This window comes from Clostridium sp. LS3, from assembly GCF_055330225.1.
In genome coordinates this window covers 1,308,921-1,321,748 of the sequence record NZ_CM143921.1, presented here as the reverse complement: position 1 = coordinate 1,321,748, position 12,828 = coordinate 1,308,921, and the positions used below count along the sequence as shown (strand labels likewise).

Here is a 12,828-nt window from a genome sequence, read left to right as displayed (position 1 = left end):
TTTGATGTAAAAACTTTAATTTATGAAATAATATTAAAAAGTCATAACCCTAATCAATATTGTTTTCATAGTTATTTAAAATATTCTCTATATTTTTTTGAATTTCTCTTATTGAAATATTTTTTTCAAATAAATACTTCGCTATTACTTCCATAAATTCAAAATCATTTTCAGAATCAATATCTAATACAGCTGTATCAATCATCTTCACAATATCTACTTTGCCATCAAATATAGAAGCAACATTTTCATCATATAAAAATTCTCTATCATAAGCATATATTGATGCATTCATATCTAAGACCTCTGGAGCTTGTTGCCTCGCTACATAATTTGAGTCTATCACTCTTGAAATAATCCCATTACAATCTTTAACCATATTAAAATACGGATTTCTCCTAGACTCAACTACCGAAAAAACTATATCTGAACTTTTATTTTCAATTTTTTTCTCAATTACATTTTGTAAATCATTTACTGTTCTTAAAGGCGATGTTATGTCAACGTCCACAACCACATCATATGTAATCATATTTTTAATTTCACACACCTTTAATGAATTTTTTATCACATCAATCTTAGGAGTATCATCCTTTGATAAATTTAAGTCTCGCTCCATCTTTGTTACAGCTAAATTAGTATCGTCTATTATCCTAAATAATTCTTTACTATCTGTATTAACACAAATATCTATATTATATCTTTTCTCATTATTCTTTATAAATAGGTCTATAGCAGATAATGAGTAATACACTAACGGATATCCTAAAAACTCTTTTAAATTTTTATTCTTTAATCCCTTCGAACCTGCCCTTCCACAAACAGTAAATAATATATTCATATGTTTACTCCTTCTGCCAATGAAAGTACTTTATTTGCATTAATCAAGGAATTACTATTTTCCTTCTTCCCATTAATCATATCAATAAAGCACTCCATCTCTTTTATATATATTAGATTATTATCCTCTTCATAAGTCTTTATTTTTAAATCAGGAAATCTTATCTGACTTTTAACTAAATCTCCAACTATCATGCCTTCTTTTGTTAATATTTCAATATCTCGTCTTCTTTCTTTACCAAAATAATCTAAATGAACCTCTATAATTTTATCTTTATACCTCAAAATATATACAGATAAATCATCACTATCTATTTCTAAATGAGAATACTTTCCTTTAACATTAATAACCTCTTCTGGAAATCCAAATAAATATACTATATAATCTAACTCATGGATACAATCTATACTTACTCCGCCGCCTTGATCTTTATGGGCACTATATACATTTCTATAGTCCACTCCCGGTCTCCAAGAAGGCAAGTATGATGAGCATTTAACTCTTACTGAATATATTACCTCTTTTTTTATTATCTGTTTTATATCTTCAATAACGTTAGTATATCTTAATGGAGCAGCCACATAATAAATTAAATTATTATCTTTTGGAAGTATTAAACTTAAATCATAAGTACTTTTATCAAAAACAGGCTTCTCTATAAACATATGCTTAGTTCTACTTTTAAAAAATACCATAGACTCATAATGCTTATATGTAGGATTAGTTATAAATACTATATCATAATCACTATCTAAACTATTAATATCATAAGTTTCTCTATTTATAAACTTACTTATATCTTCTGGTATATTTTTTTTTGATTTCCTAAAAGCATGTATTTCTAAATCTATTTGCTTATCACTACAAATTGTAATAATATTTTTTAAATGCCTCGTTCCAATTGATCCTAATCCAACAAAGCATATTTTCATTCTCTTACTCACCTTCAATCTTATCTATTATGCTTAATACATATAAATCATCATCAAAAGTATATCTTTCTTGATTTTTGCCATTTATTTTATCTATAAAAGTTTTTATTTCATCTAAATAAGCATTTTCAATTATATTATCAGCATATTTAATATCTCTATCTATTAGTTCATATGTTTTAATTTCTTTCAGTTCTTTAGTATTTAAATCTAATTCCATTAAAGAATTAGGTGTGCCCTCCCAAAAAATATGTAAATTTTCTCCATATACCTCTAATTTCCTTATAGCTTTTCTAGATACTACATCTACACAAAATACACCTTTATTACCATCACAATGTTCTAAAGAAACAATATATGAATCGTAATAATCTAAATGTAACTTGCTTATTTTATTTTTAATTACATTAATTGATTTTATTTCGCCAAAAGTTTTTATTATCCACGGCATCTCTATTGCAAATATTTCTCTACATCCATTACTTCTCTTTTCATTAACAAAAAAGTTCTTGTAATCTTCCCATGGATGCCAATCTGGTAAATACTGACCAACATGATAGATATAATTTAACTTTTCATTAGAAGTTTTAACTTTTTTCTTTATATAGTCTATTTCATTTCTATATAACATAGTTGACGATAAAAATAACTCCAATCCATTATTTTTAGCTAAACTAATTATATCTTCATATCCATCTTTGACTAAGTTAATTTCAGTAAAAACATGAAGATTATTTTCTAAGCATTCTAATATTATTTTATAATGTGATAACGGCGAAGTGCATATCATGCTAGCTATAGGTTTTTCTCTATATACTGCATCTGATATGTTATCATAAGTTTTAATATTAAATTTTCCTTCTACATCACATCTTCTATCTTTACTAATATCTATTCCAATAACCTCTATATATTTAAAATTATCTCTTATTAGCCTTATTCTTCTTTTTCCCATTGACCCTAAGCCTATAACTAGTATTTTCATATCTCACCTATATTTAATTTAATGTTATAAAATTTCTTTTTTAAATTTATATCTTGCCAAAATACTTCTTTAATTTTTTCAACTATTTTTAAAGAACTATTTCCATCACCATATGGATTATTAACATGTTTTATACTATTTAAAAAATCAGTCGTTCTAGCTAATTCAATAGCCCTTAAAATATCTCTTTTAACTGGCTCACAATTAATAGTTGAGAGTGCTTGCACTCTACCTTTTTGTCTATCCCCTATATTTATAGTAGGCTTATTAAAACTAGGTGCTTCTACTATTCCGCTAGATGAATTTCCTATAACCATAGAACAATATTTCATTGCACTTAAATACTTTAATTGTCCCATTGAGGTAAAACTTATAATTCTACTATTATTTTTCTCGCAATATTCATCAATCATCTTATTAATTATTCTGCCATCACTATCTGCATTAGCTTTTGTTATAATAAAATTCATATCTTTAACTTCATCTAATGCCATTAAAAGTTCTTGGAACTGTTCTTGTGAAGATTTTTTTTCAAGGGTTACTGGATGAAATGTAACTAGTCCATATGGCTTTTCAGGAGAAAACTTTATTTTTTCCTCTAAATTATTCTTTTTTAAAAGATTCATTTTTACTATATTTTCTACACCTATTGCGCCAAAATTAAATACTCTATCAGGATTCTCTCCTAATTGTATTACCCTTTTTCTATATTCTTCTGTAGTAGTAAAATGTAAGTAGCTCATTTTTGTTATACAATGCCTAAAAATTTCATCAAAAGCACCTTCTGTAGTCTCTCCCCCACAAAGATGTATTATTGGTATCTTTCCAATGCAAGCAGCCGATGCAGCTCCAAAAATTTCATATCTATCTCCTAAGACCAAAACCATATCTGGTTTTATTCTCTCAAATACTTCCGAAAAACTCATTATTGAAAGAGCTAATGATTTACTTACACCTACAGTAGAATCTGAACTCATCAAAATTTCTACTTTTTCATCAATTATAACTCCATCTGATTCAATTTCCTTATATGTATATCCAAACTCGTGCGAGAGATGTGCTCCTGTTACTATTACTTTTAAATCAAAGTCATCATCATTTTTAATTATATCTATCAAAGGTTTAAGTAATCCATATTCGGCTCTTGTTCCAGTAATAATTGCTATTCTTTTTCTCATAATTTTATTTGCTCATCTTCTTGAAAATCTTTATTAGCTTTTTTTCCTAGTACATTAAACCAGTAAATAGGTGATATACCTCCACCTGGACGCTTTAAAGTAATATTATCTTCATTAAAGATTTCTCCTTTTTTTATATTATTTTTAGCTACTATACTTCTTCTTGCTATATTCTTATTCTTTTCCTCAGATTTGCTAGCAACCTTTTCACCACTTCCTAAAGCTTTCGAAATATTTCTTATTTTAAGTACCATTTCCTTTAATTCTTTTGGCTCTACACTTGCTTTATGATCTGGTCCATCCATATCCTTATCTAGCGTAAAGTGCTTTTCTATTATAGTTGCTCCCATAGCAGTTGCTGCTATGGGTACCTCAATTCCTAGAGTATGATCTGAGTATCCGACATCTACTCCAAATTTCTCCTTTATAGTTACCATAGCTCTTAAGTTAACATCTTCAATAGGTGTTGGGTATTCAGTATTACAATGAAGAACTGTAATATCATTCGCACCATTTTCTCTTAATATTTTTAAAGCAAAATCTATCTCTTCTTCATTACTCATTCCAGTTGATATTACTATTTTACCGCCTAATTTAGCTACCTTTATTAAATAAGGTAAATTAGTTATTTCTCCTGATGGAATTTTAAAAATATTCATTTCTAATCCTTTTAAAAAGTCTAAACTTTCAAAATCAAACCCAGTTGATAAAAAAATTATCCCCTTACTATCACAGTATTCCTTTAACTTCTTAAAATCCTCAAAAGATAATTCTAGTTTCTTTACCATCTCTAATTGTGATTCCTCGCCTGCAGTATTATTTTTTTGATATTCTGCTTTATTAGCGAATTTTGAAACCACTTTATCGGCTTTAAACGTTTGAAATTTTATTGCGTTTACTCTCGCTTCAACTGCAGCATCAACCATTTTATATGCTAAATTTATATTACCATTATGATTTACTCCAGCTTCAGCTATAATAAATACATCGTCATTCATTTATATAACTTCACCTTCAATCTATTTATCCTTTACCTTTAATTCCTCTGCTGATGGACATACCATTACAACATTAGCTTCAACGTTCTTTACAACAAATGCCCCTAATCCAATAATACTATTTTCACCTATCTTTAATCCCTGCTTTATTGCAGAGCCTGCTCCCACTAATACTTTTGAACCTATAGTAACATTTCCTGAGATAGATGATAGTGGGTTTACTACACAGTAATCCTTTATACTTACATCATGACCAACTGTACAGTTAATATTAATAAGATTAAAATCTCCAATTTCTATATCAGTAGTTAATATTGCCCCAGAAGCAATTATATTTCCTTTACCTAGCTTAACTCTACTATAATCCATAACTTTAGCACTTGGAGAAATAATATTAGGATAAACAAGGTTAGAACAATCACTTAATTTATTATAAATTTTTTCTTTAATATTCGGAGTACCAATAGGAATAACCACTCCTATTTGTGTATATTTAGATGAAATTTCTTTAAAATCTGCATCACATGCTACTATTTTATCTCCGCAAAACAGTTCTCCTACTTTTTCCTTAGATTCACCAATATATCCTATAAAATTATATTGTTTTTCATAATTTTTATTATTAATTTCATCTAAAATACATTTCACTTCTTTAGATATTCCTGAAGTACCAAAAATAACAATTGGTAGCCCACCCCATTTATTATTATACATATTACTTCACTCCTATTCTTTGTATCATTTCCTGCATTTCATCTATTTGGCCCATATCCATCCAGCATTTTTCTGTGATTGGATATACACCAACTTTTCCACATTGACTCCTACATTTTTCTATAATATCAGGAAATCCTATAAACTGATTCTTAGGAATTCTATCTAATACCTCTGATTCTACTAAATACATACCAGTATTGGTTAAAAATGAGAATTCCGGTTTTTCAACCATGTTCTTGATTTCTCCTTTTTCATCTAGTTTTACAACTCCATAAGGTATAGTCAAATTTTTAACTGCGCATATCATAGTAATTAAGTTTTTGGACTCTTTATGATACTTATAAATGCTCTCGTAATCAGCATCTATTAATATATCACAATTTGAGAGAAAAAATGTTTTATTTATTTTATCCTTTAATAAATATAAACTACCTCCAGTCCCCAATGGTTTATCCTCTTCTATATATGATACTTCATAATTTTTGTCCAATTCTCCAAAATAGGACTTTATCATATTTTTTTTATAATTTACAGTTAAAATATATTCACTGCACCCAAAATCACTGAATTTATTTATTATTCGTTCTACAATTGGTATATCCCCAATTGGAATAAGAGCTTTAGGTAATATTTTAGTATAGGGATATAATCTAGTTCCTAATCCACCTGCCATTATTACAACTGGTATGTCTAATTTAATTCTACTATCTATCTCTTCCATTTGAAAATCATCCCAAAATACAATAGAATTTATTTTCCCATTAGTATCAACAACTGGAATAGAACTAATAGAATTATCTCTCATTATGTTTCTTGAATATTTTCTATCATTTTCTGTTATGTATATAGGGTTATAATTTATTATTGCTGTAGAGCTTGCATTTAAATCTCCATTTTTTAATATCCATCTTCTTACATCACCATCAGTTATTACACCTTTTAGCTTGTTATTTTTCTCTACTAATAATATTTTTTTTGCAGTATCATCTAATTTTTTAATTACTTGTCTAATTGTATACTTTTCATCAATAATAATTTCACTAATGTTCATAGCCAACCGACTTTCTAGGACAATGAGCATCCTTTAACTTTTGTATCACAAACTCTACATCAGTTTTTTCTAGATTGCTACCACATGGAATATTCAAGACATTCTTTATATAATACTCGGCTTTATCTATCTTATAATACTGACAGTCTTTATATGGTTTTTGCATATGTATAAGCCCCCAAATAGGTCTTGTTTGAATTCCCTGCTCTTGTAAAAACTCAATTAGTTTGTCCCTATTTAGTGGATATTTATTATAATCAATTAGTAAGGAATAAAACCAATAATTCGATGATATATTATTTTTAAAATCTAGAATTTCTAGTCCTTGTATATTATTTATTTGTTTCTTATATAAATGATAATTTTGCTTTTTTATATCAATAAATTTATTTAATTGCTCTAATTGTGCTACACCTAAAGCCGCTTGTAAATTAGTCATTCTATAGTTATAACCTATTTCATTATGAATATAATATAACAAATCATCTTTTGCTTGTGTAGAAAGATATTTTGCTTTATCTAATAATTCATCATTATTAGATACTAACATCCCCCCACCTCCTGTAGTAATAATTTTATTTCCATTAAATGAGTAAACTCCAAAGTCTCCTATTGTTCCTGCAAATTTACCTTTATATTTTCCATCTATAAAATATGACCCTAATGCTTCAGTAGCATCCTCAATAACCTTCAAGTTATATTTTTTTGCAACTTCCATCAAACTTTCCATATCGGCTATATTACCAAATACATGTACTACTATGACTGCTTTTATATGTTTTTTAGATTTTTTATTAATTAACTTTCCATCTATGCTATTACATTCTTCTTCACAGAACTTTCTTAATTTCTCTACATCCATTGTTAATGAGTCATCGCAATCCATAAAAATTGGTTCTGCACCTACATATTTTACAGGATTTACAGCCGCAATAAATGTTAATGTTGGAACAATTACTTCATCATTAAATCCTACATTACTTAATAATAATGATAAATGTAAACCTGCAGTCCCACTTTGACAAGCAACAGCTGATTTTACTTTTATATATTTCGAGATTTCTTTTTCAAACTTACTTATATAAGCTCCACCAGTAGATACCCACTCTTGTTCCACTGCATCTACTACATATTTCAATTCATTTCCTTTTAAATTTGGAACTGAAAGTGGAATAAACTTATCCATAAAATCACCCCATTAAAGATTATATATATCTGCTTTATATCTAGCTAAATTTGTAGGATTTTCAAACCACTTAATAGTCTCTTTTATACCTTGTTCAAAAGTATAATTAGGATTCCAAGTAGTTAAGTCCTTAATTTTTTTGTTAGAACCCAACAATCTATTGACCTCGCTTTTTTCTGGTCTTAATCTTTTATCATCGCATAATATTCTAACATTTGGATTTATCTGTCTTATTAACTCCTCAGCTAATTGTTTGATTGAAATTTCCTGTTGAGTAGCTATATTTATCTCTTCACCAATAGTTCTATGTGACTTAGCAATTTCCACGAATCCATTAACTGTATCTTTGACATAGTTAAAATCTCTTGTAGGTGTTAATGAACCTAATTTAATTTCTTTTTTACCTGAGAGCAATTGTGTTATTATTGTAGGAATAACGGCTCTTGCAGACTGTCTTGGTCCATATGTATTGAAAGGCCTAACTATAGTTATTGGCATATTAAAACTTCTATAAAATGATTCTGCTATTCTATCCGCTCCTATTTTTGTTGCAGAATATGGTGATTGTCCTTGAAATGGATGACTCTCATCTATAGGCACATACTTCGCTGTTCCATAAACCTCTGAAGTTGAAGTTACTAATATTCTATTAGTATCTAACTCTTTTGCTGCTTGCAATACATTCAATGTTCCCTTTATATTTGTATCTACATATGCATCTGGAGAATGATAGCTAAAAGGAATTGCTATTAGTGCAGCTAAATGAAATACTTCATCTATCCCCTTCATGGCTTCTCTTACACCATTTGGATCTCTTATATCACCTGTAAAAACTTCTATCTCTTTTAATTTAGTTCCATCTATTGTATCTAACCATCCCCACGAATTAAATGAATTGTAATATGTAAATGCTTTAACATCATGTCCCTCTTCTAACAAAGCTTCTGTTAAATGACTTCCTATAAATCCATCTGCACCTGTTACTAATACTTTTTTCATAAAAACCTCTACCTTCTTAGTAATATCTTTATTAACATAGTGTTGTTAACACCTTTATACTATAATAAATTAAAATAAAAATCAAACCTCTATTCAGATTACTCTTTCTAAATAAAGGTTCATAAAACTATTCTATGTCTTCATAAATTCTAACTGTTTTTTTTCATTTTTATACACACTTATTACCAATTCCGTATGCTTTAGCATAGGCTCTAACATTTTCTTATTACAATCTAAATTCAACTTTATACTCTCTAAAGTATAAGTTTCGAAATTACTTGCACTTATAACATTTGCACAAGAATGAATTAAATATTGAAATAACATTAAATAAGTTCTACAAGACCTTTTATTGGTTCCTCTGTTATTTTTAATGTATTCTCTATAGCTTCTTTTTCGTAGTTTAAATCTCTTGGTATGCCCTTTACTACATTCATTAATTTATCTATTTATGTTTAAATTATCGTTATGCTAATAAACTTCTTTATAGTATAGCTTTAATATTTAACCTTCTACACTAAATCTTCAAAACTTGCATTCTTTAGGTACATTAAGGTAATTCTATTAATCCATTGTTCTTTAATGACTCTAGATTTTCATAATATACATTACATAATTCTAACTTCTTATTATTCATATTAAAAGACCTCTTCTTATCAAATCTATATAAATATACTTATTTTAAATATTTAAAATGTAATAGTCTTTTTAATCTCTTCAATCAACTCATATTCAAATAAATCTGTTATTAATATGAAATCTTTGTTTTTAAAAGATTCTAATATCTCATTAAGTATTTCATTAAATCTTTCTATATTAACTTCATATTCTTCATTTATAGCTACTTCCTTTATAAATACATCTAAATATTCTACTATACTATAAAACACATTATAATTTAATTGCCCTGAATTTTTTCTAATTTCTTCATTATTTTCATTTATTAATTCAATTAAATTATTAGCAAACTCACATATATTCATTATATATCCACCTCTTCTAATTCTTTTTTTATATAATTTAAAGCATATTCAGCCTCATTCAGAATATTCTTATACAAAATTTTACTCTTTTTATATATTTTATTTGCTTTTTGAAGTTCTGAATCTGTATCTTTTATTTTATAACAAGGATTATATAAAATAATATCTATTGTTTCTGCAAATAGATACTGTATAAATTTAATATTATCAGGTATATTCTTAATCATCATATCCGCTTCGTCTAATACTTTTAATGAACTCTTTAAAACTTTATTTTTACTTACAAAATGACTGTAATATTTTTCATTTTGTTTAACTGCATTTTTTAAAAGTTCAATAAGCTTCCCTAGATATTTAATACTATTACTAAATATCTTTTCTGTATCTTCTTTGTTTAAAGCATTATTCATATCACTATAATTTATATTAACTAAGTCTTTTCTAGGCATCTTATCAAACACATCTTTATTTTCCATTAAATTTTTAACTTCAGTTCCTTTAATATTAGCTCCACCTTCTGTGGAATTAATGAACTTTACATGTGGATTTTCCTTTATAATCTCTTCAAATTGTTGTCTGAAAAGATCAAGTGACATACTAGTTCTAACAAGATTTCCGTAAATATCTTTAACATAAATATCAGATTCACTTATTACCTTACTTATATTTTCTTTTTCCTTATATTTTTCTTGAGTGAATCTAGCATTATCTGCATGAACTTTATCATCAGTATAAGCCAAATCTTGTCCAATAAATATAATAGGATTACACCCCATATAGATAGCTAACTTCGTGCAAGTATGTGCTACAGAGCTATAAGTAAATTGATAATTGGGATTATCCACTAATTCTTTAATCCATGGTGAGTATGGATAAAATATTCTTTTTTCATTATGTAGTTTTAAAACTTTAGTTGGAAGAATTTCTGAGTGTACTAATGTAGAATTATTTTTTTCAATTATACCATCTACAAGCTCATAAGATACTTCATGCGCATCAATTATAGATAAAAAATCAGGTTCTATATTTTCTTCTATTAAAGATCTCAACGTTCTTCCACCAGTAAAAATAATTGCCTTATCCTCAAAATTTTTAACTTGTTTTATATTTTTAGATAAAGATGGCCCTGCAGACACTATAATAGCTGGTTTATTTTTATATGTATTTCTAATTTCGTTAATCATTTTACTTTTATATAGATATTTCAAATTAGACACTGTACTTTCAAACCAAATTCTTGAGAAAGCCATATTTGTATTTCTATTTATAATTTTTTGCCTAGTTGAATTTCTAATAATATTGTATATTTCATAAATTTCCTGAATATAAATATTTTTATAATTTGGATATTCGTATATTCTAAATGCATCTAAAGCAATACTACTTACATATAAATCTATTAAATCTATATATTCACTAGACAGAGGCAAAACTATTATATTTTCAAAAGATTCTTTATTATCTTTAATATATAAATTATAAACTTCTATATTAGGTTCTAGGATAATAATTTTGTTATAATTTTTCACATAATTATTAATCTCTTTTATATATTCTCCTGTGGCTAATCCTATGATTATGATATTTTCATCAGAATTATCAATTATAATTTTTTTTAAATTATCTATATCTCTAGTAACAGAATATTTACTTCCTAAATATATGCTTTTATTCTCTGTTAAAATTTTTAATATATCTCTATTATCCCTACTTTTTTCAATTTCTATATTATATTTAAGCTTATTGTCTATATTAATCAACTCCTTATCTAGTTTCATATTCATATTATCGATACAATTAAATGAAACTTAAATAAAAAAAGGTACTGAAAATCAGTACCTTTCAATTTAATTATTATCTTAATAATTGAAGAACACCTTGTGGTTGTTGGTTTGCTTGTGCAAGCATAGCTTGAGCTGCTTGGTTAAGAATATTGCTCTTTGAGAAGTTCATCATTTCCTTAGCCATATCAACATCTCTAACTCTTGATTCTGCTGCTGTTAAGTTTTCAGAAGATGTATTAACATTGTTTATTGTATGCTCTAATCTATTTTGCATTGCTCCTAGCTTAGCTCTTTCTCCTGAAACTTTATCAATAGCAGTATTTATAGTATCTATCATTGCTGTTATACCAGCTGCTGTAGCTGAAGTATTTATTTTTACCACTGATGCTTTTACTCCTAAAGCTTCAACAGTCATTGTAGCAATTGCTAATGAAACCATTTGGTTTGAGTTTGCTCCTACTTGGAACTTAACACTTGTAGCTGAACCATTTAATAAATTCTTTTTGTTAAATTGTGTTTGAGTAGCTATTCTATTTATTTCTTGTTGTAATTGAACTACTTCTTTACCAATTTGATCTCTATCATCGCCTATGTTAGTGTCATTAGATGCTTGAACTGCTAATTCTCTCATTCTTTGAAGAATTGAGTGAGTTTCTTGTAAAGCACCTTCTGCAGTTTGGATTAAAGAAATACCATCTTGAGAGTTTCTTGATGCTTGATCTAATCCTCTAATTTGACCTCTCATTTTTTCTGAAATTGCAAGTCCTGCAGCATCATCACCAGCTCTGTTTATTCTTAAACCTGAAGATAATTTCTCCATAGCTTTTCCTGCTGCATTGTTGTTAACTCCCATATTTCTGTGTGCGTTTAACGCATTCATGTTGTGATTAATAATCATAATAAAATTCCTCCTTGATTTTTGTAATTGACATCCTTGTCTTATATTTTATATTTAGAACTCCTACCATTTTGGTGGAGAAATTCTCTATATAGAGCTTTAAGTTACTTAAGCTCATATTATATATTTCGTACAAAAAAAATTGAACTTTATGGTGAATTTAAAATTTTTTTAAATTTTTGCATTAAAAAAGCTATTTACTCTTTTATTATTTCCATAAGCATTATTTGCGCTTTTCATTTTATGAAGATTTTTTATTTCTTCTTTCACTTTAAA

General features: G+C 27.3%; 12 protein-coding genes. All 12 read right to left on the bottom strand.

Annotated features, from left to right (window positions below):
* Positions 1-49 precede the first annotated feature (49 nt).
* The 12 genes from ACZJV1_RS06045 to ACZJV1_RS05990 all read right to left on the bottom strand — a co-directional run bounded on the left by ACZJV1_RS06045 (position 50) and on the right by ACZJV1_RS05990 (position 12,552).
* A complete protein-coding gene (locus ACZJV1_RS06045; RefSeq protein ID WP_463651758.1) occupies positions 50-841 on the bottom strand; it encodes an acylneuraminate cytidylyltransferase family protein in 792 nt (263 codons plus the stop codon).
* Positions 838-1,773: a Gfo/Idh/MocA family protein gene (locus tag ACZJV1_RS06040; RefSeq protein WP_463651757.1), complete on the bottom strand. Its 936-nt coding sequence runs from the start codon at positions 1,771-1,773 to the stop codon at positions 838-840. The genes ACZJV1_RS06045 and ACZJV1_RS06040 overlap by 4 nt, the downstream gene beginning before the upstream one ends.
* A 4-nt stretch (positions 1,774-1,777) precedes the next feature.
* A complete protein-coding gene (locus ACZJV1_RS06035) occupies positions 1,778-2,758 on the bottom strand; it encodes a Gfo/Idh/MocA family protein (RefSeq protein WP_463651756.1) in 981 nt (326 codons plus the stop codon).
* Positions 2,755-3,936: a UDP-N-acetylglucosamine 2-epimerase gene (gene neuC / locus ACZJV1_RS06030; RefSeq protein ID WP_463651755.1), complete on the bottom strand. Its 1,182-nt coding sequence runs from the start codon at positions 3,934-3,936 to the stop codon at positions 2,755-2,757. Before neuC ends, ACZJV1_RS06035 begins: the two co-directional genes overlap by 4 nt.
* A complete protein-coding gene (gene neuB, locus ACZJV1_RS06025) occupies positions 3,933-4,934 on the bottom strand; it encodes an N-acetylneuraminate synthase (protein WP_463651754.1) in 1,002 nt (333 codons plus the stop codon). Before neuB ends, neuC begins: the two co-directional genes overlap by 4 nt.
* 21 nt (positions 4,935-4,955) lie before the next feature.
* Positions 4,956-5,648, bottom strand: a complete 693-nt coding sequence (locus tag ACZJV1_RS06020) for an acetyltransferase (protein ID WP_463651753.1) — start codon at positions 5,646-5,648, stop codon at positions 4,956-4,958.
* 1 nt (position 5,649) lies between these two features.
* The gene (locus tag ACZJV1_RS06015) at positions 5,650-6,702 is read right to left on the bottom strand and encodes a nucleotidyltransferase family protein (RefSeq protein ID WP_463651752.1); all 1,053 of its coding nucleotides are present in this window, start codon (positions 6,700-6,702) and stop codon (positions 5,650-5,652) included.
* Positions 6,692-7,888, bottom strand: a complete 1,197-nt coding sequence (locus ACZJV1_RS06010) for a LegC family aminotransferase (RefSeq protein WP_463651751.1) — start codon at positions 7,886-7,888, stop codon at positions 6,692-6,694. Before ACZJV1_RS06010 ends, ACZJV1_RS06015 begins: the two co-directional genes overlap by 11 nt.
* 12 nt (positions 7,889-7,900) lie before the next feature.
* Complete coding sequence (locus ACZJV1_RS06005; protein ID WP_463651750.1) at positions 7,901-8,887, bottom strand: NAD-dependent 4,6-dehydratase LegB; 987 nt, start codon at positions 8,885-8,887, stop codon at positions 7,901-7,903.
* 689 nt (positions 8,888-9,576) lie between these two features.
* The gene (locus ACZJV1_RS06000; RefSeq protein ID WP_463651749.1) at positions 9,577-9,870 is read right to left on the bottom strand and encodes a hypothetical protein; all 294 of its coding nucleotides are present in this window, start codon (positions 9,868-9,870) and stop codon (positions 9,577-9,579) included.
* Positions 9,870-11,648, bottom strand: a complete 1,779-nt coding sequence (locus ACZJV1_RS05995) for a motility associated factor glycosyltransferase family protein (protein WP_463651748.1) — start codon at positions 11,646-11,648, stop codon at positions 9,870-9,872. Before ACZJV1_RS05995 ends, ACZJV1_RS06000 begins: the two co-directional genes overlap by 1 nt.
* A gap of 76 nt (positions 11,649-11,724) precedes the next feature.
* Positions 11,725-12,552, bottom strand: a complete 828-nt coding sequence (locus ACZJV1_RS05990) for a flagellin N-terminal helical domain-containing protein (protein ID WP_463651747.1) — start codon at positions 12,550-12,552, stop codon at positions 11,725-11,727.
* Between the last annotated feature and the right edge of the window lie 276 nt (positions 12,553-12,828).